The sequence below is a fragment of the Acidovorax sp. Root219 genome, assembly GCF_001428665.1.
Classification (GTDB): Bacteria; Pseudomonadota; Gammaproteobacteria; order Burkholderiales; family Burkholderiaceae_C; genus Acidovorax.
Genome location: NZ_LMIJ01000046.1, coordinates 198,194 through 223,530, shown reverse-complemented (window position 1 = coordinate 223,530; position 25,337 = coordinate 198,194). Strand labels below are relative to the sequence as shown.

Sequence of the window (25,337 nt, the reverse complement as noted above, 5' to 3'; positions counted from 1 at the left end):
GGAGACAGCAATGCCCGACAAGCACCTTTCGTCGCAGTTCGACTCCGAACTCAACAGCGTCTCCGCCCGCGTCATGGAAATGGGCGGTCTCGTGGAGTCGCAGATCCGCCAGGCCGTGTACGCCCTGTCGCAGTTCAGCCTGGAGGCCGTGGAACAGGTCGCCGCCATCGAAGTGCGCGTGAACGCCATGGAAGTGGAGATCGACCACGAGCTGTCCTCCATCATCGCCCGCCGACAGCCCACCGCACGCGACCTGCGTCTGCTGATGGCCTTCTCCAAGGCCACCGCCAACCTGGAGCGCATGGGCGACGAGGCCAACAAGATGGCGCGCATGGTGCGCTCCATCATCGAGAGCGGCGCCGCGCGCTCGCTGCCGTCGAGCGACCTGCGTGTGGCCGCCGAGCTGGCCTCGGGCCTGCTGCGCAAGGCGCTCGATGCCTTTGCCCGCCTGGACACCACGATGGCCGTGTCCATCCTCAAGGAGGACGACCTGATCGACAAGGAGTTCGATGGCTTCGTGCGCAAGCTGGTCACCTACATGATGGAAGACCCCCGCACCATCTCCCCGAGCCTGGACCTTTTGTTCCTGGCCAAGGCCATCGAGCGCATCGGCGACCATTCGAAGAATGTGGCCGAACTCATCATCTACCTGGTCAAGGGCAAGGACGTGCGCCACACGGCCCTCGATGAGATCGAATCGGCCGTACTGTAGGCCCGTGAACGCTGTATGAGAAAGCTACCCCGTGTTCTGATCGTCGAAGACGAACCTGCGATCGCCGAGCTGATCGCGGTCAACCTGCGGCACAACGGATTCCAGCCCTTCTGGGCCGAAGATGGCGAGTCGGCCCAGCGCGAGCTCGATGCCGTGCTGCCCGACGTCATCCTGCTCGACTGGATGCTGCCTGGCCAGAGTGGCCTGTCGCTGGCGCGCAAGTGGCGTGCCGATGCGCGCACCAAGCCCATCCCCATCCTCATGCTCACGGCCCGCGGCGACGAGCCGGACAAGGTGGCGGGCCTGGACGCCGGTGCCGACGACTACATCACCAAGCCGTTCTCCACGCAGGAACTGCTGGCGCGCATCCGTGCCGTGCTGCGCCGCCGCGCGCCCGAGCAGGTCAGCGACAGCGTGACCATCGGCGAATTGGCGTTGGACGCGGGCACCTACCGGGTAACGTTTCAGGGTCAACAGCTCAAGGTCGGCCCCACCGAGTTCAAGCTGCTGCATTACCTCATGAAGCATGCGGAGCGCGTGCACAGCCGCTCGCAGCTGCTGGACAAGGTCTGGGGCGACCATGTCTTCATCGAAGAGCGTACAGTGGACGTGCACGTCAAGCGCCTGCGCGAAGCGCTGGGCGCCGCATCGGTGATGGTGGAAACGGTGCGCGGTGCCGGCTACCGGCTCACGGCGCAATCGCAACCCCAGGTGCAGCAGCTGCAAGCCTGACGGGTCACAGGGCGCCACGGTGGCGCCCTCGGTTTTCTGAGAAGGCTTTGCAATCCGCATGCTCTGGCGATTCACGTATTTTCTGCTCTGGCAAATCGCCGGTGGCGGACTCGGTTGGTGGCAGGGTGGGCCCTGGGGGGCGGCACTGGGAGCGGCGATAGCGGCCTGGGCCTGGTTTGTGTGGGACCTGCTGCGCGGCGCGCGCGTGCTGCACTGGCTGCGCACGGGCGACCTGTCGAACGCGCCGGTCATGCGCGGCATGTGGGGCGAGGCGGCCGACCGCTCGCGGCGCCTGCTGCGCCTGCAGGCCCAGGAGGTGCAGAGCAGCCAGAACCGCCTGCAGGAGATCCTGGCCGCGCTGCAGGCCACGCCCAACGGCGTGGTGCTGCTGGATGCGCAGGGCCACATCGAGTGGTGCAACCAGATGGCGGCCAGCCAGTTCGGCTTCGACGCGCAGCGCGATGTCATGCAGTCGATCGGCAATCTGGTGCGCGACCCCGATTTCACGGCCTACTACACCACCCAGGATTTCACGCACGATGTGGTGCTGGAAGGGCGTTTCAGCACCTCGTCGCGCCCGGTGCGCATCTCGGTTCAGTTGCACCCCTATGGCGACGGCCGCACGCTGCTGCTGTCGCGCGATGTGACGGCGCTGGAGCAGGCCGAGGCCATGCGCCGTGACTTCGTGGCCAACGTCTCGCACGAGATCCGCACGCCGCTCACGGTGCTCATGGGCTTCGTCGAGACGCTGCAGACCCTGCCGCTGGCGCAGGACGAGCGCGCCCGTTATCTGGGCATGATGTCCCAGCAGGCTGCACGCATGCAGAGCGTGGTGCAGGACCTGCTCACGCTGTCGCGCCTGGAGGGCAGCCCGCCGCCCGGCATGGCCGAGTGGATGCCCGTGCAGGGCCTGGTGCAGCGCTGCGAGGAGGAAAGCCGTGCCCTGTCGGCCCTGCTCACGCAGACCCAGCAGCGCCACCACACGCTCATCTTTCCATCGGCGCAGGAGCTGCGGGCCCAGGGGGACATTGCCGGTGTGCCGGCGGAACTGCAGAGCGCGCTGTCCAACATCATCAACAACGCCGTGCGCTACACGCCTGCAGGCGGCACGATCACGGTGAGCTGGGTGCGCAAGGACGATGGCTCGGCCGCGTTCTCGGTCAAGGACACGGGCCCGGGCATCGCGCCCGAGCACATTCCGCGGCTGACCGAGCGCTTTTACCGGGTGGACCGCAGCCGCTCGCGCGAAACCGGTGGCACGGGCCTGGGCCTGGCCATCGTCAAGCATGTGCTGCAGCGCCATGGCGCCACGCTCAGCATCCAGAGCACCCTGGGCAAGGGCTCGACCTTCTGCGTCACCTTTCCGGTCAGCCGGCTGCGCGCGCCAGTGCCGCAGGCGCTGGCAGCCTGATCGCGCGCCAGAGCATGGCTGCGAACAAGGCGGCCGTCACGACCAGGGCTGCGGCGCTGGCGGCCCAGAAGGTGGCCGGTGTGGCCACCGCGCCCCAGGGCCCCAGGCCCTGGTAGGCCAGCAGGTAGCCGCCGCCCAGGCCGGCGCCCCACAGCAGCGTGCAGTACACCACCAGCGGCGCCACCGTGATGCGGTAGCAGCGCAGCACGAACACGCACAGGGTCTGCAGCGCGTCGGCCACATGGTAGGCCGCCACCCAGGCCAGCAGCCCGCCCGTCACCGCCACCACCAGTGCGTTCGATGAGTACAGCGCACCCAGGTGGTTGCGCGCCAGGAACATCAGCGCCGCCAGGCCCAGGCCGATGGCGCAGGCCAGGCGCACGCCCAGCAGTGCCACCTGGCGTGCGCGCTGCGGCTCGCCTGCGCCCAGCCAGTAGCTCACGCGCGCACTGGTGGCAATGGACAGCGACAGCGGCACCATGTACAGCACGGCTGCGAGGTTGGACGCGATCTGGTGCGCGGCCGAGGCAATCGTGCCCTGGCGCGCGATGAACAGGGCCATCAGCGTGAACGAGGTCACCTCCACCATCACCGCCAGGCCGGCCGGCACACCCAGGCGCGCAAAGCCTGCGATGGTGGGCCAGTGAGGGCGCTCCAGCGGCTTCCAGATGGCCAGCGGCTCATACAACGACTGCGTGCGCAGCAGCCACATCGCCAGCGCGAGCATGCTGCAGTTGACCACCAGCGTGGCCCAGGCGCAGCCCACGGCGCCCTGCGCGGGCAGGCCCGCGCCGCCAAAGGTGAACCAGATGGACAGCGGCACCTTGATGAACAGCGAGCCCACCTGCAGCCAGGTGACCAGCTGCGGGCGCCCGAGGGCCTGGTTGAGCGTGCTGTAGACGCGAAACAGCAGGGCTGGCGGCAGTGCCAGCGCGAGCACGGCCAGGTAGTTTTCGACCTCGCTGCGCAGCGCATCTGGCACCTCGGTCCAGCGCAGCACGGCGCCGGGCGAGAGCAGCACCGCCATGCCCAGGGCGCTGGCCACGGCACACAGGTACAGCGACTGGCGCAGCGAGGCGCCCAGCTGCCGCTGGTGCCCTGCGCCGCGCTGCTCGGCCCATACCGGCAGCAGGGCGCTGAGCACTCCGATCAGCGCCACGTAGACACTGATGAAGATGGCCGAGCCCACCGACAGCGCGGCCAGAGATGCTTCGCTGTAGCGGCCCGCGACGATGGTGTCGGCCACGCCGAAGGCCATCACCGCCAGTTGCCCGGCCAGCACCGTCACGGCGTGGCGGGAAATGGTCGACAGCTCGCTCATCAGTTTTTGGTTTCGGTTTCGATGCGCCGGAACACGAGCAGGAAATCGGTCTTGTCGGTGGGGCGCACCACCGTGGCCACGCGTTCCCACTGCAGCCCGTCCACCGTGGATGCGGGTGCGGGCCAGGAGGCGATGTCCGAGACCAGCCACTCGCAGCCGCTCACCGACAGGCTGGCAGGGCGCAGCGTGAAGCCGGCGTGGTACTGCAGGGCGGCCACCTGGGCGCGGCTCAGGCCCACGGTCTGCACGCAGCCCGGGTTCTCGCCCACGACGGCGTTGATGGCGCGCATCTGCGGCACGTAGCTGCGCGCGAAGTCCAGGAGCGGCAGCCACAGGCTCATGAGCAGCAGCCAACTCAGCGCGGCGCCGCTGGCGGGCAGCACCAGGCTCTTCCAGATCGGGGCACGGTTGCGCGAGGCGCGCCACCACACCAGCGCGCACCAGCCCACCGAGGCCGCGAGCGCCACCACCAGGGCCAGCAGCGAAAACTCGGGCACGAAGCCGGGCGCCAGCTTGGCCACGTTGGCGGCCGGCTTGGCGGGCACGCCGGTCTGCATGGCGATCCAGATCACCCAGATGGCCAGCGCCGAGACGCTGAAGAACAGCAGCGTGAACCAGTCGATCAGCGCTCCCATGCTGCGGCTGAGCGTGGGCAGGGCGAAGGCCGCCAGTGCCGCCAGTGCGGGCAGGCCCAGCAGCAGCGCACGGTCGGCCGGCTGGGTGGTGATGGTGGCGCCGATGGAGATGGCCGTGAACCACAGCGGCAGCAGCAGGTGGCGGTGCCACTGGCGGCTGGCGATCTGCTTGCGCCAGCGCCACAGTGTCCACAGCGCCAGGGGCCAGGCGGGCCAGCCGAACCAGACCAGCAACCGGGCCAGGCTCGCCCATTCCTTGCCGCCTTCCTCGGTGCCCACGATGCGCCAGCGCCACAGGTCGAGCTGCCAGGCCAGCGCGGCGGCTGCCACGATGACCAGCGCCGTGGCCACCGCCCAGGACTTGCACTGGTGCTCGTCCTTGTCGGGCAGACGCAAGGCCAGCAGCACGCCGCTGGCACCCAACAGCACCGTGAGCGCGGGTGCCCCGGCGAGCGTGAGGCCGAAGGCGCCCACCAGCATGGCGCCCAGCGCCTTGCCGGCGTGGTAGGGCAGCGCAGCAAAGGCGAAGAACAGGAAGGAGGTGCAACTGAGCTGCACCAGGTAGCTGGTCACCTCGTGCGAGAGCTGGGCCAGGCCCAGGCAGGCGATCAGGGCGAGCAGGGCGCCATCGGCAATGGCACGCGCGTAGTCGAGCGGGGGGGCCTCGCCGCCGAAGGCAAAGGCCACGGGCTGGGCACCCGGGCTGCGCGCCAGGTAGTACACGCCATACCAGGTGGCCATGAGCGTGAGCGCCAGCAGGGCGGCAAACGGAAGGCGAACTGCCATCTCGGGCGACAGCCAGGACGGCGCCCACTGGATGGCCAGCGCCCCGATCCAGTAGGGCAGCAGGCCTTCGGTTTCGGGCGCCATGCCGCCCAGCAGCGGGTTGAGCCAGTCGGTGCGCCCTTGCGCCAGCTCCAGCATGTAGCCGTAGGCGGTAATGTCGGCGCTCTTCCAGGGCGCGCGCCCGACGAAGCCGGGGACCACGTAGGCAATGCACAGCAGCATCAGGGCCCAGCGCGGCAGTGGCCGCACGGCATTCTGGGTAACGATGGCTGGGGTCGGTGGGTTCACGCGGTGGTCAGTGGCTTTGGGGAGCCGCCAAGAATAAGGGATAAGCGCCCGGGTTCCGTCAGCAGGCTGTGGTGGTCAGGGTAAATCTGGTAACCCCGGTCACAGGGCACGGCGCGCCCAAGAAAAAAGGCAGCACGGTTGCCCGGGCTGCCTCTTGGCGCATTGCGTGCAGATTACTTGTCGGCAGCAGCAGGCGCAGCGGTCGTCGACGTGGTCTTGCCGAAACGGTTGCGGAAACGTTCCACGCGGCCGCCCATGTTGTCCACGGACTTTTGCGTGCCCGTGTAGAAGGGGTGCGATTCGCTGGAGGTGTCGAGCTTGAACAGGGGCAGCTCACGGCCGTCTTCGGTCTTGCCCATTTCCTTGGTGTTCACGCACGAGCGGGTGACGAACTTGAAACCGTTGGACAGGTCCACGAACAGAACTTCGCGGTAGTTGGGGTGAATGCCTTCTTTCATGATCAATCCTTGTCAAGTGCGGGAGCCGTGCTGGACCCGGAGCAACCTTTGCGCCGTGGAGCATCCAGCGTACTTTCCGCAGAAAAAGCCCTCCATTATAACCCGAGCGCCAAAACTTCCAAACTCAGGGCCGTGGGCCCGTGTAGGCAGCCCGAGGGCGTATCAGGCCGTCGCTGCTGCGCTGCTCCAGCGCATGCGCGATCCAGCCCAGGGATCGGCCCAGGGCAAACAGCCCGTAGGCGGCGCCCTGCGGCAGGGCCAGGTGGCGGCGCGCGGCCACCAGCGCAAAGTCCAGCGACGGGGGCTGGCCCACCAGGGCCTGGGCTTCGCTGATCCAGGGCGCCCATGTGGGCCGCAGGGGCAGGATGCGCGCCAGCAGCAGCCGCGCGCGCACGTCGCCTTCGGGGTACAGGTGGTGGNCCAGCCGTTGGTGCAGGCCTGCGGCGGGCGAAGAATCGCCCAACTCGTCCCACAGAGCCTCCACCCGGGCCGTGGCTCCGCCGTGGCGTGCGCCGGTCAGTGCCGCCAGCCCGCCCACCACGGCCGCGCGCAGGCTGGCCCCGGTGGAGGCCACGCAGCGCGCGGTGAAGCTGGAGGCATTGAGCTCGTGGTCGGCGCACAGCACCAGTGCCATGCGCACCAGATCGGTACCTTCGCCATCGAGCTGCCAGGCCCTGGCGCATTGCAGGTGGAGGGGGTCGGCGCTGGGCGCCGTGCCCAGCAGGCAGGCGGCCAGCAGGCGCACCAGGGCACCGCAGCCGTCGGCCAGGCGCTCGGGCGTGGCCTGCCACTGGGCGGTGGGGGCGTCTTCGGAGGCCAGGGTGAACAGGGGCAGCAGCGATTCTTCGGGCCGCTGGCGGGCCATGTGGGCTTGCACGGGCGCCAACACGGCAGGGGAGGTCGGTGCCACGGGTCCAAAGGAGACGGATTGCGCGCACTGCCAGAGCCGGGCGGCCACGGCCTCCACGCTGCTGGTCTGCGCCAGGCCTTCGATGCTGGCACCGCGCAGGTACAGCCGGCCGTCCTCGATCAAGGTGATTGCCGATTCGAGCACCGGCAGCCCCCAGCTGAGCGTGGCCTTGGCCACCTCCCTCGGCTTGCGCCCGCGCTTGCGCTGGCCCGCCAGCATGTCCACGTCGGCCAGCGCATAGCGGCTTTCGCGCGGCGTGGGGCCGGGGTGGGCATGCAGCATGCCCCGGCTCACGTACGCGTACAGCGTGGCGCGCGAGACACCCAGGCGTTCGGCGGTTTCGGCGGCGGTGAGGTAGCTGGACACGGGGTACTGAAAAAAATGATGTTGAAAATATAAATCAATATTGACAATAAATGGTGCCAACCTATTCTGGGAAGCCTCTTTCAAGGAGGTTTTTCTATGTCTGCCCACACGATTTCAGTCCCCACGGGCGCTTTGGCGCTGGCTTGCGAGGCATGGGCAGCGCTGGATGGCCCGGCAGCAGCGCTGCACCACCTGTCCGTCGCAGGCCGGGGCGATCTGCCCTCGGTGTTTCCGGTCACGGACCTGGCCGCCGCCTCGGTGGGTGTGGCGGGGCTGGCCGTGGCAGAGTTCATCGCACAGGCTGCCAGCGATGGGCCTGCCGTACAGGTGGACCGGCGCCTGGCCTCCTTCTGGTTCGGGATGTCGCTGCGCCCGCAGGGCTGGTCTCTGCCGCCGGTATGGGACGCCGTGGCCGGGGACTACCGCGCGGCCGATGGCTGGGTGCGGCTGCACACGAATGCGCCGCACCACCGCGATGCGGCCTTGGCCGTGCTGGGTGTGGAGGCCGACAGAGAGGTCGTTGCGCGCGCCGTGGCGGGCTGGAATGCCGACGCACTGGAGGCCGCAGTGGTGGAGCGGGGCGGTTGCGCTGCCTCCATGCGCGGCGTGGCGGGCTGGAATGCCCACCCACAGGGCCTGGCGGTGCAGGCCGAACCCCTGGTGCATTGGCGTATTGGAAACCCGGTGGCCAAGCCCGACTGGCGCATCGATCCCGCGCGGCCCCTGCGCGGTGTGCGGGTGCTCGATCTCACGCGCATCCTTGCCGGCCCCACGGCCACGCGTTTCATGGCGGGCTTTGGCGCGGATGTGCTGCGCATCGACCCGCCCGGTTGGGATGAGCCTGTCACCGTGCCCGAGGTGGTGCTGGGCAAGCGCTGTACGCGGCTGGACCTGCGGGTCGCCTCCGACTTGTTGGTGTTCGAAGGTTTGTTGCGCCAGGCCGATGTGCTGGTGCATGGCCTGCGGCCCGGCGCGCTGGAGCACTTGGGGCTTGGCGAGCAAAGGCGGCGCGAGCTCAACCCGGGTCTGGTGGACGTGTCGCTCAATGCCTATGGCTCAAGCGGCCCCTGGCAGGGCCGGCGCGGCTTCGACAGCCTGGTGCAGATGAGCACCGGCATCGCCGAGACGGGCATGCGTCTCTCGGGCCAGGACCTGCCCGTGCCGCTGCCCGTGCAGGCCATCGACCACGCCACGGGCTACCTGATGGCGGCGGCTGCCGTGCGCGGCCTGGTGCGCCGCGTGGCCATCGGTGCGGGCTGCACGGCGCGGCTGTCCCTGGCGCGCACGGCGCACTGGTTGGTGTCCGCCGAGAGGGGCCCCGTGGAGCCTCTGGCGCCCGAGCAGCAAGATGATTGGAATGACGCGCTGGAGCCCACCTCATGGGGCCTGGCCCGGCGGGTGCGCGCACCACTGAAAGTGCAGTGCGCTGACATGCATTGGGACCGGCCGGCACTGGCTCTGGGCTCTGCGCAGGCGCGCTGGTAAATGGCCCTCAAGCAACAACGCCCCGCAGGCTTTTGGGCCTGCGGGGCGTTGTATCCGTGGTGCCAAAAGGCAGCCTTGTACGGGTTGGCATTCGGCCGGATAACTAGGCGGGGAGCCGCAGACAGTGCTTTGGCACGGCAAGGCGACCCAACGACGTTAGCCGGTCGAAGGTCAATCCGTATCAGCCGCCGCGGCGCATCATGTCGAAGAAGTCGACGTTGGTTTTCGTGGCCTTCATGTTCTTGATCATCAGCTCCATGGACTCGATCTCATCCATGTTGTACATGAACTGGCGCAGGATGCGGGTCTTCTGCAGGATCTCGGGCACCAGCAGCAACTCTTCGCGGCGCGTGCCGCTCTTGTTGAGTTCGATGGCGGGGAACACGCGCTTTTCGTACAGGCGGCGGTTCAGGTGGATTTCGCAGTTGCCCGTGCCCTTGAATTCTTCAAAGATCACTTCGTCCATGCGGCTGCCGGTGTCGACCAGCGCGGTGGCGATGATAGTCAGCGAGCCGCCTTCCTCGACCTTGCGGGCGGCGCCGAAGAAGCGCTTGGGGCGCTGCAGCGCGGCCGCGTCCACACCGCCCGACAGCACCTTGCCGCTGGAGGGCACGACGTTGTTGTAGGCGCGGGCCAGGCGGGTGATGGAGTCGAGCAGAATGACCACGTCCTTCTTGAGCTCGACCAGGCGCTTGGCGCGCTCGATCACCATCTCGGCCACGTGCACGTGGCGCGCTGCGGGCTCGTCGAAGGTGGAGGCGATGATCTCGCCCTTGACCGTGCGTTGCATTTCGGTCACTTCTTCAGGGCGCTCGTCCACCAGCAGCACCATCAGGTGCACATCGGGGTTGTTGGCCGTGATGGCGTGGGCGATGTGCTGCATCATCACCGTCTTGCCGCTCTTGGGCGGGGCCACGATCAGGGCGCGCTGGCCACGGCCGATGGGCGCGATGATGTCGATGATGCGGCCGGTGATGTTCTCTTCGCTCTTGACGTCGCGTTCCAGGCGCATCTGTTCCTTGGGGAACAGGGGCGTCAGGTTCTCGAACATCACCTTGTGCTTGTTCTGCTCCGGCGGGCCGTCGTTGACCTTGTCGAGCTTGGTCAGGGCAAAGTAGCGCTCACCGTCCTTCGGGGTGCGCACTTCGCCTTCGATCATGTCGCCGGTGTGCAGGTTGAAGCGGCGCACCTGGCTGGGGGAGATGTAGATGTCGTCCGTGCTGGCGGTGAAGCTCGTGTCCGGGCTGCGCAGGAAGCCGAAGCCGTCGGGCAGGATTTCCAGCACCCCATCCGCAAACACCTGCTCTCCGGCCTTGGCGCGCTTCTTGATGATGGCAAACATCAGCTCCTGCTTGCGCATCCGGCCCGTGTTTTCGATTTCGAGTTCTTCGGCCTGCTTCAGGACTTCAGACACGTGCAGTGCCTTGAGTTCGTTTAAGTGCATGGAATGACTCCTTGGCGGAGTAGGTAGGTGTCTCGGGGGAGGTGGGCTGTTCGCCGGTGGTCTGCTGATGGCAGTCACGGCGTGCCTGGGGATCTCTCGAACCGGTTGCCAATGCGTGCAAGCCGGTGATCTGCTGGAATTATGACAGGAAAAAATCCGGGAAGGCCAGGCCGCTGCCCTCGGGCATGTGAAGAGATGCAAGCGGCGGTGAAATGCAAGGCGGTGGCACCCCGGCCCGGAGTGCCACCACCAGCAGTGGCGTTATGCCAATTGCTGGTCGACGAAGGCCGTCAACTGCTCCTTGCGCATGGAGCCGATCTTGGTGGCCGACAGCTGGCCGTCCTTGAAGAACATCAGCGTGGGGATGCCGCGGATGCCGAACTTGGCAGGCGTCTCGCGGTTCTCGTCGATGTTCAGCTTGGCGATCTGCAGCTTGCCTTCATAGGCCTTGGCCAGGTCGTCGAGGTGGGGGGCGATGTCCTTGCAGGGGCCGCACCATTCGGCCCAGTAGTCCACCAGCACGGGGGTGGTGGACTGCAGTACGTCGGCTTCAAAGCTGGCGTCGGTGAGGTGCTTGATGAGTTCGCTGGCCATGGCGTATTCCTTGTAGCTGGGCGGGTTGGGACCGGGGTACGTATAAAGTTGGGTCATTGTGACAGAAACCAATCCCACGTTCACCGGTGTGGCCGGGCCCTCCGATGCTATGACTGTCATAGCTAAAACCGATCATGCAGCCCCTTGCTGGGCGCGGGTGCTGGGCGAGGTCGCCCGGCACCTCGCCGGGCACGGCGCGCACCCGGCCCGCACCGTGGTGCTGGTGCCCTATGCGCAGCTCATGCCCTGGGGCCAGCGCCTGTGGGCGCGCCGGCACCCGGACAGCTTCGTGCCGCGCTTCGAAACCACGCGCAACTGGGCCCACCAGCTCGCGGTTTTCGTGCCAGAGGGGCAGGACCTGGCGGGCGACGTGGCGCGCGACACGCTCACCGCGCGCACATTGCTGGACCAGGCCGGCCTGTCGGCCCAGCGCGACGTGCTGGCCACGCCGCTGCAGGAGGCCGCCGCCCAACTGGCCCTGGCCGTGGCGGCCGTACCGCCCGCACAGCGCGATGCCTGGGGAGTGCAGGCGCGCAGCCTGCTGCCGCCGGCGGACGAAGGCAGCGCGCTGCGCTTCGAGGCCGTGGTGGCGCGCATTGCGCTTGAATGGGCGCTGGCCTCGCGTTACGCGACCGATGTGCTGTTCGAGCCTGGCGTGCGGGCCGCCACCGATGCGCTGGTGGTGTTCGAAGGCTTCCAGGCCGAGCCCATGGCGGCCGCGCTGCTGGCCCACTGGGGCGAGCGAGCGCTGCTGCTGCCGCTGTATGCGCCCGAAGGGGATGGCGCGGTGCAAGGGCAGATCGCCCTGCATGCCGCAACGGATGCCGAGGACGAAGCGCAGCGCGCCGCCGCCTGCGTGCTGGCCCACCTGGCCGCCGGCCGCGTGCCCGTGGTGCTGGCCGCGACCGACCGGGCGCTGACCCGCCGCGTGCGCGCCCACCTGGGCAGCAGCGGCGTGGACGTGCGCGACGAGAGCGGCTGGACGCTGTCGACCACGCGCGCGGCCGCGCAGCTCATGGCCGCCTTGAAAGCCTGCGCCTGGGATGCCGACGCCGACGCCGTGCTTGCCTGGCTCAAGCAGGTGCCGGCGTGGGAGGCAGGCACCCTCAACCCGCTGGAAAAAGCCCTGCGCAAGGCATCGCTGGCGCGCTGGGGTGCGGTGGCCGAGCGCGACTGGAGCACCCACCCGGCACTGGCAGCGACCGTGGCGCAGACCGAGGCCTGGCGCGCCGGCCTGCGTGCGGCGCGCCCGCTGGTGCAGTGGCTTGCCGCCCTGCGCGGCCTGCTCGAAGCCACGGGTCAGTGGGCCGTGCTTGAGGCCGATGAGGCGGGCGAGCGCGTGCTTGCCGTGTTGCGCCTGCCCGAGGGCCTGCAGGCCGAACTCGAAGCCTGGGACGGCGTGGGCCGGCGCATGGCGCTGGCCGAGTTCACCCGCTGGGTAGACGAGGTGCTGGAGGCCGCGCGCTTCGTGCCGCCGCCGCCGCCCGGCGCGCCGGTCGTGATCCTGCCGCTGCCGCAGCTGCTGGCCCGGCCCTTTGCCGCGCTGGTGCTGCCGGGCTGCGATGAAAAGCGCCTGCAGCCCGCCCCGGAGCCGCCGGGCGAATGGACGCAGGCCCAGCGCGAGGCCTGGGGTCTGCCCACCCGCGATTCGCTGGAGGCCGCGCAACGCCTGGCCTGGCGCAGCGCGCTGCAGACCCCCGTGGTGGACGTGCTGTGGCGCACCGGCGATGAGGGGGGCGAGCCGCTGCTGGCCAGTGCCCTGGTGCTGGCGCTGCACCTCGACGGCGCAGCACACGCGGGCGAGGACCTGCGCCTTGCGCGCAGCGTGGCCAGTGCGCCCACGGCCCGGCCGCTGCCCAGCGGCCAGGCATTGCCGGTGCACAAGCTGTCGTCCACCGCGTATTCGGACCTGCGCCATTGCCCCTACCGCTTCTTCGCGCTGCGCCAGCTGGGCCTGCAGGATGCGGAGGAACTGGGCAGCGAAGTGGACAAGCGCGATTTCGGCAACTGGCTGCACGAGGTGCTGCAGCATTTTCACGAAGGCCTGTTGCAGGCGCCGCTTGATGCGGGCCCTGGACGCACGCATCGGCTCGACGCATCGGCCGAGGCCGTCACGGCGCGCCAGGGCCTCACAGGTGGCGACTTTCTGCCCTTTGCCGCGGGTTGGCCGCAGGTGCGCGATGGCTACCTGCGCTGGCTGGCACAGCACGAGCAGTTGGGCGCGGGCTTTCGCCAGGCCGAGTTCCGGACCACGCAGCCGCTGGGGGGCATGGAGCTCGTGGGCACCATCGACCGCATCGATGGGGTGTCGGGCGCCGGCGAGGTGACCACCCTGGTGATCGACTACAAGACCGAGAGCGACTCCGTCACGCGCCAGCGCATCGGTGCCGGGGCTGAAGACACACAGCTGGCCTTCTACGCCGCGCTGCTGAGCCACGACACCCTGCGCGCCGCCTATGTGAACGTGGGCGAGCGCGGCGAGACGCAGATGCACGAGCAGGAGGAGGTGGTGGCCCTGCGCGACCTGCTGGTGGAGGGCATACAGCACGACTTCGAGCGCATCGCCGCAGGCGACCCCATGCCCGCACTGGGCGAGGGCATGGTGTGCGAGTACTGCGCGGCGCGCGGCCTGTGCCGCAAGGATTTCTGGGCATGACGAACGCTGCGTACGAACACAACGGCCAGGGCGTTTCGCGCGAGGCCTTCTATGCCATTGCCTGCGACCCAGCGCGCAGCGTGGCGGTCGAGGCCTGTGCCGGTGCGGGCAAGACCTGGATGCTGGTCTCGCGCATGCTGCGCGCGCTGCTCGACGGCGCTGCGCCGCACGAGATCCTGGCCATCACCTTCACCAAGAAGGCCGCAGGCGAAATGCGCCAGCGCCTGCAGGAATGGCTGGAGCAGTTTGCCGATGCGCCTCTGGACCAGCTCACGGGTGAACTGGTGGCCCGCGGCATCCGCCCCGAGCGGGCCCTGGAGCAGCGCGAGGCGCTGAGCGGGCTGTACCGGCAGGTCCTGGCCAGCGGCCGGCCGGTGCAGATCCGTACCTTCCACAGCTGGTTTGCCGCGCTGTTGGGCACGGCGCCGCTGGCGCTGCTGCAGGCGCAGGGCCTGCCCGCCAATTTCGAGCTGCTGGAGGACGATGCCGAGGCCGTGCGCGAGGTGTGGCAGCCCTTTTTGCACGCGGTGGACAGCCACGCCGGCCTGCGCGCCGACTACGAGGCGGCGGTGTTCCGCCACGGGCGTTCGCAGACGCACAAGGCGCTCGCGGCAGCCTTGTCCAAGCGCGTGGAATTCGATCTGGCCGACGAGGCCGGGGTGGTCGATGCCTCGGTGCCCCCGTTCGCGGAGCACTGCCCCGAGCTGGCCGGCATGGACAACCCTGCCGATGCGCTGCGCGGCGACCTCGTGCGCCGCCGCTGGCTCGACCGGGCCCAGGCCCTGAGGGTGGAGTCTGCCAAGACCCCGCAGAAGGCAGCCGATTCCATCGTCGATGCCTTCGCCTGCGACGACCTCGACCTGCGCCTGGACCTGTTGCGCAAGGCCCTGTTCGTGGCCAAGGAAGACCGGCTGTCGAAAAACCTGGAGAAATTCGCCGCCGCGCAGGAGGCCGAGCCCGAGCTGCAGCGCCTGCTGCTGGCGCGCCGCCAGCATGACGCCTGGCTGCACCAGCAGCGCATGGCGCGGCTGGCGCGTTGCCTGATCAAAGAGTTCGCGGCCGTCAAGAACCAGCACGGCTGGGTGGACATGAACGACGTGGAGCGCACGGCCCTGGTGATGCTGGCCGACCCGGTGCTCAGCGGCTGGGTGCAGGAGCGGCTCGATGCACGCATCCGCCACCTGCTGGTCGATGAGTTCCAGGACACCAACCCGCTGCAGTGGCAGGCGCTGCACGCCTGGCTCTCGGGCTACGCGGGCTCGGGCGGCGGTTCCGCCGCGCCCAGCGTGTTCATCGTGGGCGACCCCAAGCAAAGCATCTACCGCTTTCGCCGGGCCGAGCCGCAGGTGTTCCTGGCGGCGCAGGCCTTCGTGCGCAACGGCCTCTCGGGCGACCTGCTCAGCTGCGACCACACACGCCGCAATGCCACGGGTGTGATCGCCGCCGTGAACGATGCCCTGGGCACGGCGCAGGCGCAGGGCGAGACCAGTGGTTTTCGCAACCACACGACCGAATCGACCGACCCTGGCGAACTGCTGCGCCTGCCGGCCATCGAGCCTCTGGAAGCCAGTGGCCCTGCGGGCGGCGGTCTGCTGGCCTGGCGCGACAGCCTGACCGAGCCGCGCCACGAGGCCGAGGAAACCCAGCGCATGCGCGAATGCGAGCAGGCCGCGCGCTGGGTGGCGGCGCAGATCGCGGGCGGTGTGCCGCCCAAGGAGGTGCTGGTGCTGGCGCGCAAGCGTGATCGCCTCGCCTCCATGCAGGACGCGCTGCGTGCCCTGCACCTGCCCTGCGTGCAGCCCGAGAAGGCCGACCTGTTCGACGCGCCCGAGGTGCAGGACATGGTGGCCCTGCTCGATGCCCTGGTCTCCACCGGGCACGACCTGTCGCTGGCGCGCGCGCTCAGGTCGCCGCTGTTCGGGTTGGGTGACGATGCGCTGGTGGCCCTGGCCCTGCTGCGCCGCCAGCCCGAGCATTCCGGCCTGAGCTGGTTCGAACTGCTGCAGCGGCCTGAACTGGTGGACGCCACGCCCTGCGCTGCTGCCGGCCCCGTGCTCGCGCAGTACAAGGCCTGGGTCGACACCTTGCCCCCGCACGATGCGCTGCACGCCATCTATGCCCATGGCGACGTGCTGGCCCGCTTTGCGGCGGCGGCCCCGGCCACCCAGCGCGCAGCGGTGCAGGCCAACCTGCGCGCGCTGCTGGCCGCCGCGCTGCAGCACGATGGCGGGCGCTACCTCACGCCCTATGCCTTCGTGCGCGCCATGAAGAAGGGCGGCGTGCGTGCGCCCGGCCGGGTGGATGCGCAGGCCATCCGCCTGCTCACGGTGCACGGCGCCAAGGGGCTGGAGGCGCAGTGCGTGCTGCTGCTCGACACCGACACCCGCCCCCAGAAGGCCGAGACCATGGGCGTGCTGGTGGACTGGCCTGGCGAGCAGCCGGTGCCCACGGGCTTTGTCTTCCTGGCCAGCGAATCGAGCCCGCCGCCCAGCGCGGTCGATGCCCTCGCCGTGGAGCAGCAGGCGCGCCAGCGTGAAGAACTCAACATGCTCTACGTGGCCATGACGCGGGCCAAGCACTGCCTAGCCCTGTCGTCGGTGCAGCCCGCCAGCTCATCTCCTGGCAGCTGGTGGAACCGGCTGGCCATGCTGGTGGACGATGCGGTCTTGCCAGAGGAGGAAGGGGTCGATGCCCCGGCAGTGGCGGCCGGCGGCGAAGCGGCTGCCCACTTTGTGGTGCCTGAGTTGCCCGTGCTGCCGCCCGAACTGGGGCAGGGCCGCAAGGGTGAGTCGGGTGCGGGCCTGGTCGAAGGGTTCGGCGCGGCCCAAGGCGCCGCCAGCCCCGGCGCCTTGGCGCCTGCGCAGTCCACCCCCGAATCCCGCCTCGGCGATGCCATGCACCAGTTGCTCGAGCAGGCCGGCGTGGCGGGCATGTCGCTGGCCGCTCTGCGCGCCCACGGCTGGCCGCCGGCGCGCCTGGCCCGCCTGGCGCAGGACCACGAGATCACCGCTGCCGCCGCCGCGCGCGCCGCGCAACTGGCCCAGCGCATCCTGGCGGGCGAGGGCGCCTGGGCCTGGGACCCTGCCGAGATGGACAGCGCCATGAACGAGGCACCCCTGAACCACCAGGGCCAGAGCCTGCGGCTCGACCGGCTGGTGCGCCGGCCGGTGGGGCGCCAAGGCCCAGGCCCTGCGCCGGGCTGGTGGGTGCTGGATTACAAGAGCGCCGCCCAGCCCGAGCGCCAGCCCGGCCTGATGGCGCAACTGCAGCGCTACCGCGAGGCCGTGCACGCCCTGATGCCGGGCGAGGCCGTGCACGCGGCCTTCCTGACCGGGGACGGGCGCATGGTGGTGCTGGCTGCGGATTCCAGCGCAGTGGATGGGGCCGTCGCCGTGGTGGGGCATACTCTCGCCCCCGCTGTGCCTGTGGCCATGGCCGCGGCAACCCCCGCTTCTTCTCCTTCTTCTTCGTCCCGCAAGCCGCGCCAGGCACCGCCCGGCACGGACGATTCCCCGCAGGGCTCGCTGTTCTGATCCCCGCTGTTGTTGTTCTCCCGATTTCCGAAAGCCCCTCACCATGAATGCAAGCACCCCCATCGCGCAGGACGCTGCCACCCCTGGCCTGGCCTGTGACGTCGCCATCGTCGGCGGCGGCCCGGCGGGCCTCATGGCGGCCGAGGTGCTCGCGCAGGCCGGTGTGGCCGTGCACCTGTTCGATGCCATGCCCTCGGTGGGCCGCAAGTTCCTGCTGGCGGGCAAGGGTGGGCTCAACCTCACGCACTCCGAGCCGCACGAGAGCTTTGCCACCCGCTTCGTGGGCCGCGAGAAGCAGGTCGAGCCGCTGATCACCGCCTTCGGCGGGCCGGCGGTGCGCGACTGGGCGCAGGGACTGGGTGTGGAAACCTTCGTCGGCACCTCGGGTAGGGTCTTCCCGGCCGACATGAAGGCCGCGCCGCTGCTGCGCGCCTGGCTGCAGCGCCTGCGCAGCCAGGGCGTGCAGTTCCATATGCGCCACCGCTGGCTGGGTTGGGCCAATGAGGGGCAGGGCGGTGCACTGCGCTTTGCCACGCCCGCTGGGGAGCTGGCCGTGACCGCGCGCACCACCGTGCTGGCCCTGGGCGGTGGCAGTTGGGCACGCCTGGGGTCCGATGGCGCCTGGGTGCCGCTGCTGGCTGCACGCGGCGTGGCCGTGGCACCGCTGCGCCCGGCCAACTGCGGTTTCGACGTGGTGCGTGGCGATGTGCCCGCTGGCGAGACGCGGCGTGATTTCTTTCGCGAGCTGATCGGCCGCGCGCCCACCCCCGCCGTAGGCTGGACCCCGCACTTCACCGAGCGCTTCGGCGGCCAGCCGTTCAAGACGGTGGCCATCAGCTTCACCGACAGCGAAGGGCGTAGCTTCAGCCGCCGCGGCGAATTCGTGGCCACGGCCACGGGCGTGGAGGGTAGCTTGGTCTACGCTGTCTCGCAGCTGCTGCGCGACGAGATCGAGGCCCATGGCCACGCCACCTTCCACCTCGATCTGCTGCCCGACCACACGCCCGAGCGCGTGCTGGTGGAGGTGCGCCACCCGCGTGGCTCACGCTCGCTGTCCAGCCACCTCAAAAGTCGCCTGGGGCTCGATGGCATCAAGGCCGGCATTCTCTACGAGCACCTGGGCAAGGATGGCGTGGCCGACCCTGTGGCACTGGCCCATGCCATCAAGGCGCTGCCCGTGACGGTGGTGGCCACCCGGCCGCTGGACGAAGCCATCAGCACCGCCGGTGGCGTCGCTTTCGAGGCACTTGACGGCGACCTCATGGCCTCCCGCGCGCCGGGTGTGTTCTGCGCCGGCGAAATGCTGGACTGGGAGGCTCCGACGGGTGGCTACCTGCTGACGGCCAGCATGGCCAGCGGCAGGCTGGCGGGGCAGGGCGTGCTGAAGTTCCTGCGCGCTGGCGCTTGAGGGCTTGCCCGAGCGCGGGCGTTGTCGGCACTGCTGCAATGCCGCACGGATGCAGGTTGTCAGAACCTCGACCGGTAATACAGCATCGGCCCGCCCTTCCTGGCGCGCAACAGCAGGCGCGATCCGCCCTGCAACTGCACGCCGACCGCGCCGAATTCGGGCACGAGACCCCGGGTCTTTGACGATTCCCATTGCACTTCGAGGCGCGTGCCATACAGGGGTTGCTGTGCGTCCCGGATCATGGTCAATGCGTCGGATGAAGGCGCCAGCTGCGAAGTCCGTGCCCAGGCCGATACGTCGAACTGTGGCCCGCTCTCACGCTGCGAACGCCAGCGCACGCCGAAGTCCACGCTTGCAGGGCTGGGTGCATCCGATGCCAGCGGCACGGCACTGGCCGTTGGCGCGCTCATGCCCAATGACAGCCCGAACTTGCCGTAAGACTCGCGTGTGATGAGCCAGCCGGTGAGGTCAATGGACTGGGTGCTGTTGAACTGGTATCCCGGGCTGCCGGGTAGCGCATTGATGCGTGCGGAATAGTCGCCAAAGTCCGGCAGCACCACGCTGTTGATCTCATAGAACGAGGATGCCCTGGTGGTCTTTTCGCGCAGGCTGGCCATGGCTTCGTCGGCGAAGTTCACACCCGCCGCCGTGGCCACTCCGGTGGTGAGCCAAAACAGCCCTGCGGTGCAAAGATCCCTGCTTCTGCGGTGGGCCGCATGCCCTGTTGCCATTGCAATGGCGTAGCCATCGGGATGCCCGGTTGCTTGGCTGCGGGCGGTGAATACTTGCACGGTCATGGCGGTAGACATGGCAGCACCCGATAGAAAAAAGATGGACTAGGCGATGCTGCAAAGTGTGCGCCTCTCCATCGGCGAGGGGAAGCTCCGAATGCCGCGAAACTGTGTCGGACATCACCGACAAGGTCTGCGCGCCTGTTCAAAAGAACCTTGGGCGGAACCTCAGGAGGGATGGCAATCGGTTGTGGCGCGTCGCGCGCCAATGCGTGCGCGACCAAAAAGGCATTTTTGCGCAGGGCGCAAAAAAGAAGAAAGAAGTTGACGAGCCTTACCCCCGGCACTGACTCCACAGTTAGGGCTGCTTGGTTCCCCACCTGACCCGTTTGGCCGCTTTACCATGCGGGGAGGCCCGTCACTGGCTATTGTAGCGGGTGCGCGGCAGGTGGCCGGCTTCGATGGCCAGTTTGTCCTTGCCGCGACGGGTTATTTGGATGCTCGTGCCACACGGCGCTGCCAAGCAATGAAGGTTGGGGCCCCACCAGCCCCCAGATGGTGACGCCGATGCATGGCACAGATGGCAATCCCTGCAAGGCCATGGACATTGCCCGGCCTACCCCGGACACACCGGCACCCAGGGCATCGCGAACAGTCGCCCCCTTGCTCTGCAGCACCATCGACAGCAGGGCCTCCCCAGATCCGTTTTCCCCGGGTTGCCAGCGGCGCCTTTTGGGGGGGTGAAAGCCGTCTCCGGTGGTGGCGAGCGCTGTGCAGGGGCATCCGCAGACCCCCTTAGAATCAAGCCATGTCCTATCTCGTGCTCGCCCGCAAGTACCGCCCCCGCAATTTCACCGAAATGGTGGGGCAGGAGCACGTGGTACAGGCGCTCACCAATGCGCTCACCCAGCAGCGCCTGCACCATGCCTACCTGTTCACGGGCACGCGGGGGGTGGGCAAGACCACGGTGTCGCGCATCCTGGCCAAGTCGCTCAACTGCCAGGGGCCGGACGGCACGGGCGGCATCACCGCCACGCCCTGCGGCGTGTGCCAGGCCTGCACCGACATCGACAGCGGCCGGTTCGTGGACTACACCGAACTCGACGCTGCCTCCAACCGCGGCGTGGACGAGGTGCAGAGCCTGCTCGAGCAGGCCGTGTACAAGCCGGTGCAGGGGCGCTTCAAGGTCTTCATGATCGACGAAGTGCACATGCTCACCAACACCGCCTTCAATGCGATGCTCAAGACGCTGGAGGAGCCGCCCGAGTACCTGAAGTTCGTGCTTGCCACGACGGACCCGCAGAAGGTGCCGGTCACCGTGCTCAGCCGCTGCCTGCAGTTCAACCTGCGCCCCATGGCGCCCGAGACGGTGCTCAGCCACCTCACACAGGTGCTCGCGGCCGAGAACGTGCCCGCCGAGCCCCAGGCGCTGCGCCTGCTCTCGCGCGCCGCGCGCGGCTCCATGCGCGATGCGCTTTCGCTCACCGACCAGGCGATTGCCTTCGGCAGCGGCCAGTTGCAGGAAGCCGGCGTGCGCCAGATGCTGGGCGCGGTGGACCGCTCCTACGTGTTCCGCCTCATCGAAGCCCTGGCTTTGGGCGACGGCAAGACGGTGGTGGAAACCGCCGATGTGCTGCGCCTGAACGGCCTGTCTGCCGCCTCCACGCTCGAAGAGATGAGTGCCGTGCTGCAGCGCATGGCCGTGTTCCAGGCCGTGCCGCAGATGGTGGGCGCCGTCGATGCCGACGACCCCGAGGCTGCCGAGACCGCGCGCCTGTCGGCTGCCATGCCGCCTGATGAGACGCAACTGCTGTACAGCATGTGCCTGCACGGCCGCAGCGAGCTGGGCCTGGCGCCCGACGAATACGCAGCCCTGACCATGGTGCTGCTGCGCCTGTTGGCCTTCAAACCCCCGGCCGGCGACGGCCCGGCAGAAAAAAAAACTCTGACGCGGCCTGAACCGGCGGCTTCGGCCCCTGTTCACGCCCCGGTTGCTGCACCTTTGCCGGCGGCTCCGGCTCCGGCTCCGGCCCCGGTCGTGGCTGTCGTGCAGCCACCCGCGGTGGTTGCCACTGCCCCTGTCCCGGTGGCCGCCGCCGCCCATGTCGCCGCTCCGTTGGCCGCAGAGCCTGCGGCTGCCAAGGTCGTCGCTGCACCGGAGGTTCCCGTGCCCGCACCTGCGCCCGTGGCCGCGGCGCCCCAGTCCACGCTATTGCCGGTGCGCACGCTCGACGATTTCGACCGGCAGCACGGCGGGTCTGGCGATGAGCGCGATGGCGGCGAGCACGCCAGGTCATCGTCACCCGCCACGGCCGTGGCCGAGCGCCCGGCGGCCGACGTGATGTCCATCCCCGTGCGCAGCATGTCCGCAGAGCCTGGCGTGCGCCTGCAGCCCACGGCGCATTCGCCTTCGGCGGCATCGCTGCCTGCCTCGGCCCGCTATACGCCGACCGAAGAGGGCGAGGTCTGGTACACCACCGTACAGTCCCTGGTGGCCGCCGAAGTGATCACCGCGCTGGTGCGCGAGCTGGCGCTGCAGTCGCAACTGGTGGCACGCGATGGTGGCCACTGGCTGCTGCGCGTGGAGCGCGAGTCGCTCAACCAGCCCACGGCGCGCGAGCGCCTGCGCGCCGCGCTGGAAAATGCCGGCCATGCCACCCAGATCACCGTCGAGGTGGGCGTGGTGATCGACAGCCCCGCGCGCCGCAACGCCGCTGCCGCTGCCGAGCGCCAGCGCGTGGCCGAAGAGATCGTGATGAACGACCCCTATGTGCAGACGCTGCTGCGCGACCATGGCGCGAAAATCGTGCCGGGCAGCATCAAGCCTGCGTGAGGCGTTTGCAGCAACCGATGCCGACAGATCGATAGACAGACAACCTCCAACCTACAACCTCCAACCCAAGGACCACCACCATGTTCAACAAAGGACAACTCGCCGGCCTGATGAAGCAAGCCCAGGCCATGCAGGACAACCTGAAGAAGGCGCAGGACGAACTGGCCTTCATCGAGGTCGAGGGCGAATCCGGCGCCGGCCTCGTGAAGGTGCTCATGACCTGCAAGCACGACGTCAAGCGCATCACCATCGATCCGAGCCTGCTGGCCGAAGACAAGGACATGCTCGAAGACCTGGTGGCGGCTGCGTTCAATGCGGCGGTGCGCAAGGCGGAAGAGACTTCCAGTGAGAAGATGGGCAAGCTCACGGCAGGGATGCCAGGCCTCCCCGGCGGCATGAAACTCCCTTTCTAAGTTGGCTGGCTACCGAGCGGGCAATCTGCGTCGTTGGGCGGTGCTCGGAATCCTCACGTACTTCAAGTACGTTCCGGTTCCTGTGCTCCGTCCGCCTAGCAGCTTATCCCGCTCGCTACGCCTGTCAGGGCGGGGTGTGAAGCCGGGGGGGGCGGCGCGTTGCTCGCTTCGCTTGCTTGCGCCTGGGCATTTTTTTGAAACCGGCTTTTCGCTGCGTACACTGGGCCTATGGCTTCTTCTTCCACGAACTCCCTTGATGTTTTGATCCAGGCGCTCAAGCGGCTGCCGGGGGTGGGGGTGAAGTCGGCTTCGCGCATGGCGTTTCATCTGCTGCAGCATGACCGGGAGGGGGCCGAGGCCTTGTCACGGGCGCTGCACGATGCGGCTGTGTCGGTTCACCACTGCAGCCGCTGCCATACATTCACCGAGGCCGATGTGTGCAGCACCTGCCTGGACCCGGAGCGCGATGCCACGCGGCTGTGCGTGGTGGAGACGCCTGCGGACCAGTCGGCGCTGGAGCGCACGGGGGCCTTCAAGGGGCTGTACTTCGTGCTGATGGGGCGGCTCAGTCCGCTCGACGGCATCGGCCCCAAGGAGATCGGCCTGCACAAGCTCATGGACCGGGCCAGCGACGGCACGGTGCAGGAGGTGATCCTGGCGACCAATTTCAATGCCGAGGGCGAGGCGACCGCGCATGTGATCAGCGAGGCGCTCAAGGCCCGGGGCCTGCACGTCACGCGGCTGGCTCGCGGCGTGCCGGTGGGCAGCGAGCTGGAATACGTGGACCTGGGCACCATCGCCCATGCGCTCGTGGACCGGCGCTGAAGTGGCTTGGGTGCAGGGCCGCTTAGAATCCGTGCCCTCCTATCGATTCAATGGCTTTCCAGGCAAGGCTGGCAGGCAATAGCAAGAAGAAAGTGCAACAAGAATGAACTCCTCCATGCACATGGCCCGGTTCACGGCGGCCTACTGGTGTGTGCTGGTGGCTGCGCTGCTGCCCATGGTGTGCTCCTACCTGGCCAAGAGCGGGGGGCTGGGAAAATCGCGCGGGCAGGGCGGTTTCGACAACAGCGACCCACGGGCCTGGCTGGCCCGGCAGACAGGCTGGCAGGCACGCGCCAATGCAGCGCAGACCAACAGCTTCGAGGCGCTGCCGTTCTTCATCGGCGCGGTGATCATTGCGCACCAGCTCGGCGCAGGCCAGACACTGCTGGACCTGGCAGCCCTGCTGTGGGTGTTTCTGCGCATTTTTTACATCATGATGTATGTGGCGGACATGCCTACCGTGCGCAGTGCGCTGTGGTCGGGTGCCTTGCTCGTCAACATCGGCATCCTGTTCATGGGATACCGCTGATCGCCAGGGCTGGCGGGCGTTTTTCGCCCGCGGCCGGGCCCTCGCGGCCCGCTTTTTTGCCCTTCGTGGGCCCCACGCCACTGTCACCTACGTATTAGTCCTCAGGGGTAGTCCCTGATGCCTGCCGGGCTATGCTGAGGCACGATTGTTGCAGTGCAACAATGGCCTCTTCGCCTTTCATTTTTCCATGCCCAGTCCCTTGCTCAGCCGCCGCGCATTTGGTGCCGTATCCGCCCTCTCGGCGGCTGCGGTGTTTGCGCCTGCCGTGCTGTCACAGCAGGCGGCCGCGCCGGGGCTGGGTCGCGTCACGGTAGCTGTCGGGGGGCAAAGCGTGCTTTACCACCTGCCGCTGGCGCTGGCCGACCTGCTGGGCTACTTCGAGAGCGAAGGGCTGCAGGTGGTGGTCTCCGACTTTGCCGGTGGCGCCATGGCACTGCAGGCCGTGTTGCAAGGGGCCGCCGACGTGGGGTCGGGGGCTTACGAATACACCATCCGCCAGCAGGTGCGTGGCAGCTACCTGCGCGCCATGGCAGTGCATGGCCGCGCGCCGCAGATCGCCATGGGCGTTTCGCGCAAGGCCTTGCCGCGCTACGAGGCACTCCCTGACCTCGCGGGCCGGCGCATCGGTGTCTCGGCCCTGGGGTCGTCCACGCACCTCATGGCCATCCACCTGCTGGCGCGCGCTGGCATGCGCGAGCGCGACGTGGGCTTTGTGGGGGTGGGCTCGGGCGCGCCGGCCGTGGCGGCGTTGCGCACGGGCCAGGTGCAGGCGCTGTGCCATGCAGATCCCATCATGACGCTGCTGGAGCAGAAGATGGACGTGCACATCGTAGGCGACATGCGCACCCTGAAGGGCTCACAGGAGCTGTTTGGCGGCAACATGCCGGCCGGTTGCCTGTATGGGCCCCAGGCCTTCGTGCAAAAGCAGGCGGCCCAGGTGCAGGCGCTGACCAATGGCATCGTGCATGCGCTCAAGTGGCTGCAGACGGCCGCGCCGGCCGACCTGATCAAGGTGGTACCGCCCAGTTACCTGCTGGGCGACCGCGGGCTGTACCTGGCCGCCTTCAGCCGTGTGCGCGAGACCTTCTCGCCCAACGGCCTGATGCCCGACGACGGGCCCGCCACCGCGCTGCGCGTGCTGGGCCGCACCGGCCCTGAGGTGACCGACGTGAAGGTCGACCTGGCCCGCACCTTCAGCAACGAGTGGGTGCGCAAGGCGCGGCAGAAGTACAACGTNTGATACGGATTTGCCTTCAACCGTCTAACT

The 25,337-nt window shown here is 68.5% G+C and carries 18 protein-coding genes, 1 other RNA gene and 2 pseudogenes; 12 read left to right on the top strand and 9 right to left on the bottom strand.

Going from position 1 to position 25,337, the window contains the following annotated elements; all coding sequences use genetic code 11:
* Positions 1–10: 10 nt before the first annotated feature.
* The 3 genes from phoU to phoR are packed head-to-tail and all read left to right on the top strand — an operon-like array spanning position 11 to position 2,855.
* Positions 11–712: a phosphate signaling complex protein PhoU gene (gene phoU, locus ASE28_RS29520; RefSeq protein ID WP_057205661.1), complete on the top strand. Its 702-nt coding sequence runs from the start codon at positions 11–13 to the stop codon at positions 710–712.
* A 15-nt stretch (positions 713–727) separates the two neighbouring features.
* Positions 728–1,444 carry a phosphate regulon transcriptional regulator PhoB gene (phoB, locus tag ASE28_RS29515; protein ID WP_057205663.1) on the top strand — a complete coding sequence of 239 codons (717 nt, stop codon included), beginning with the start codon at positions 728–730 and terminating at the stop codon, positions 1,442–1,444.
* 58 nt (positions 1,445–1,502) lie between these two features.
* Positions 1,503–2,855: a phosphate regulon sensor histidine kinase PhoR gene (gene phoR, locus ASE28_RS29510; RefSeq protein ID WP_057269602.1), complete on the top strand. Its 1,353-nt coding sequence runs from the start codon at positions 1,503–1,505 to the stop codon at positions 2,853–2,855.
* Here phoR and ASE28_RS29505 read toward each other — a convergent pair.
* The 5 genes and pseudogenes from ASE28_RS29505 to ASE28_RS29490 all read right to left on the bottom strand — a co-directional run.
* Positions 2,812–4,176 carry an MATE family efflux transporter gene (locus ASE28_RS29505; protein WP_057269601.1) on the bottom strand — a complete coding sequence of 455 codons (1,365 nt, stop codon included), beginning with the start codon at positions 4,174–4,176 and terminating at the stop codon, positions 2,812–2,814. The two genes, phoR and ASE28_RS29505, sit on opposite strands and share 44 nt — an antisense overlap.
* On the bottom strand, positions 4,176–5,885 hold the full coding sequence (locus ASE28_RS29500; protein WP_057269600.1) for a hypothetical protein: 1,710 nt from the start codon (positions 5,883–5,885) through the stop codon (positions 4,176–4,178). Before ASE28_RS29500 ends, ASE28_RS29505 begins: the two co-directional genes overlap by 1 nt.
* 173 nt (positions 5,886–6,058) lie before the next feature.
* On the bottom strand, positions 6,059–6,343 hold the full coding sequence (locus ASE28_RS29495) for a type B 50S ribosomal protein L31 (protein ID WP_057206201.1): 285 nt from the start codon (positions 6,341–6,343) through the stop codon (positions 6,059–6,061).
* 124 nt (positions 6,344–6,467) lie between these two features.
* Positions 6,468–6,762: pseudogene (locus ASE28_RS33290) on the bottom strand (citrate/2-methylcitrate synthase); the annotation flags it as partial.
* A 1-nt stretch (position 6,763) separates the two neighbouring features.
* A partial coding sequence (locus ASE28_RS29490) for a citrate synthase (protein WP_235516248.1) occupies positions 6,764–7,619 on the bottom strand: 856 nt, incomplete at its 3' end.
* 96 nt (positions 7,620–7,715) lie between these two features.
* Between ASE28_RS29490 and ASE28_RS29485 the strand changes: the two genes are divergently transcribed.
* A complete protein-coding gene (locus ASE28_RS29485) occupies positions 7,716–9,104 on the top strand; it encodes a CoA transferase (protein ID WP_057269598.1) in 1,389 nt (462 codons plus the stop codon).
* Between the two features lie 181 nt (positions 9,105–9,285).
* Here the strand turns inward: ASE28_RS29485 and rho are convergent, their stop codons facing one another.
* Positions 9,286–10,548 (bottom strand): transcription termination factor Rho, encoded by a 1,263-nt coding sequence (rho, locus tag ASE28_RS29480; RefSeq protein ID WP_007847642.1) that lies wholly within the window; start codon positions 10,546–10,548, stop codon positions 9,286–9,288.
* Between the two features lie 261 nt (positions 10,549–10,809).
* Positions 10,810–11,142, bottom strand: coding sequence for a thioredoxin TrxA (trxA, locus tag ASE28_RS29475; protein ID WP_057205675.1), 333 nt, complete (start codon positions 11,140–11,142; stop codon positions 10,810–10,812).
* Between the two features lie 109 nt (positions 11,143–11,251).
* Between trxA and ASE28_RS29470 the strand changes: the two genes are divergently transcribed.
* From ASE28_RS29470 to ASE28_RS29460, 3 genes are read left to right on the top strand one after another with little or no spacing between them, the layout of a single operon-like run.
* Positions 11,252–13,798 carry a PD-(D/E)XK nuclease family protein gene (locus ASE28_RS29470; RefSeq protein WP_057269597.1) on the top strand — a complete coding sequence of 849 codons (2,547 nt, stop codon included), beginning with the start codon at positions 11,252–11,254 and terminating at the stop codon, positions 13,796–13,798.
* Complete coding sequence (locus ASE28_RS29465; RefSeq protein ID WP_057269596.1) at positions 13,795–17,331, top strand: exodeoxyribonuclease V subunit beta; 3,537 nt, start codon at positions 13,795–13,797, stop codon at positions 17,329–17,331. The genes ASE28_RS29470 and ASE28_RS29465 overlap by 4 nt, the downstream gene beginning before the upstream one ends.
* Positions 17,332–17,374: 43 nt before the next feature.
* Positions 17,375–18,739: a TIGR03862 family flavoprotein gene (locus ASE28_RS29460; RefSeq protein ID WP_057269595.1), complete on the top strand. Its 1,365-nt coding sequence runs from the start codon at positions 17,375–17,377 to the stop codon at positions 18,737–18,739.
* A 59-nt stretch (positions 18,740–18,798) separates the two neighbouring features.
* Here the strand turns inward: ASE28_RS29460 and ASE28_RS29455 are convergent, their stop codons facing one another.
* Both ASE28_RS29455 and ffs read right to left on the bottom strand, forming a co-directional pair.
* Positions 18,799–19,377, bottom strand: a complete 579-nt coding sequence (locus ASE28_RS29455; RefSeq protein WP_235516247.1) for a hypothetical protein — start codon at positions 19,375–19,377, stop codon at positions 18,799–18,801.
* 416 nt (positions 19,378–19,793) lie between these two features.
* Positions 19,794–19,890: signal recognition particle sRNA small type (gene ffs, locus ASE28_RS31730), an RNA gene on the bottom strand.
* 388 nt (positions 19,891–20,278) lie between these two features.
* Here ffs and dnaX point away from each other — a divergent pair.
* The 5 genes and pseudogenes from dnaX to ASE28_RS29430 all read left to right on the top strand — a co-directional run.
* Positions 20,279–22,303 (top strand): DNA polymerase III subunit gamma/tau, encoded by a 2,025-nt coding sequence (dnaX, locus tag ASE28_RS29450; RefSeq protein WP_057269594.1) that lies wholly within the window; start codon positions 20,279–20,281, stop codon positions 22,301–22,303.
* Positions 22,304–22,383: 80 nt separating this feature from the next.
* The gene (locus ASE28_RS29445) at positions 22,384–22,716 is read left to right on the top strand and encodes a YbaB/EbfC family nucleoid-associated protein (RefSeq protein ID WP_007847962.1); all 333 of its coding nucleotides are present in this window, start codon (positions 22,384–22,386) and stop codon (positions 22,714–22,716) included.
* A 228-nt stretch (positions 22,717–22,944) separates the two neighbouring features.
* The gene (gene recR / locus ASE28_RS29440) at positions 22,945–23,541 is read left to right on the top strand and encodes a recombination mediator RecR (RefSeq protein ID WP_057269593.1); all 597 of its coding nucleotides are present in this window, start codon (positions 22,945–22,947) and stop codon (positions 23,539–23,541) included.
* Positions 23,542–23,644: 103 nt separating this feature from the next.
* Positions 23,645–24,070 (top strand): MAPEG family protein, encoded by a 426-nt coding sequence (locus tag ASE28_RS29435; RefSeq protein WP_057205690.1) that lies wholly within the window; start codon positions 23,645–23,647, stop codon positions 24,068–24,070.
* Positions 24,071–24,257: 187 nt separating this feature from the next.
* Positions 24,258–25,306: pseudogene (locus tag ASE28_RS29430) on the top strand (ABC transporter substrate-binding protein); the annotation flags it as partial.
* Between the last annotated feature and the right edge of the window lie 31 nt (positions 25,307–25,337).

Bases quoted from the DNA above. Each gene is read 5' to 3' on its own strand.
- phoU (WP_057205661.1), top strand. From the start codon at position 11: ATGCCCGACAAGCACCTTTCGTCGCAGTTCGACTCCGAACTCAACAGC.
- dnaX (WP_057269594.1), top strand. From the start codon at position 20,279: ATGTCCTATCTCGTGCTCGCCCGCAAGTACCGCCCCCGCAATTTCACC.
- ASE28_RS29465 (WP_057269596.1), top strand. From the start codon at position 13,795: ATGACGAACGCTGCGTACGAACACAACGGCCAGGGCGTTTCGCGCGAG.
- ASE28_RS29445 (WP_007847962.1), top strand. From the start codon at position 22,384: ATGTTCAACAAAGGACAACTCGCCGGCCTGATGAAGCAAGCCCAGGCC.
- ASE28_RS29460 (WP_057269595.1), top strand. From the start codon at position 17,375: ATGAATGCAAGCACCCCCATCGCGCAGGACGCTGCCACCCCTGGCCTG.
- phoB (WP_057205663.1), top strand. From the start codon at position 728: ATGAGAAAGCTACCCCGTGTTCTGATCGTCGAAGACGAACCTGCGATC.
- ASE28_RS29505 (WP_057269601.1), bottom strand. From the start codon at position 4,176: ATGAGCGAGCTGTCGACCATTTCCCGCCACGCCGTGACGGTGCTGGCC.
- trxA (WP_057205675.1), bottom strand. From the start codon at position 11,142: ATGGCCAGCGAACTCATCAAGCACCTCACCGACGCCAGCTTTGAAGCC.
- phoR (WP_057269602.1), top strand. From the start codon at position 1,503: ATGCTCTGGCGATTCACGTATTTTCTGCTCTGGCAAATCGCCGGTGGC.
- ASE28_RS29485 (WP_057269598.1), top strand. From the start codon at position 7,716: ATGTCTGCCCACACGATTTCAGTCCCCACGGGCGCTTTGGCGCTGGCT.
- ASE28_RS29495 (WP_057206201.1), bottom strand. From the start codon at position 6,343: ATGAAAGAAGGCATTCACCCCAACTACCGCGAAGTTCTGTTCGTGGAC.
- recR (WP_057269593.1), top strand. From the start codon at position 22,945: ATGGCTTCTTCTTCCACGAACTCCCTTGATGTTTTGATCCAGGCGCTC.
- ASE28_RS29435 (WP_057205690.1), top strand. From the start codon at position 23,645: ATGAACTCCTCCATGCACATGGCCCGGTTCACGGCGGCCTACTGGTGT.
- rho (WP_007847642.1), bottom strand. From the start codon at position 10,548: ATGCACTTAAACGAACTCAAGGCACTGCACGTGTCTGAAGTCCTGAAG.
- ASE28_RS29470 (WP_057269597.1), top strand. From the start codon at position 11,252: ATGACTGTCATAGCTAAAACCGATCATGCAGCCCCTTGCTGGGCGCGG.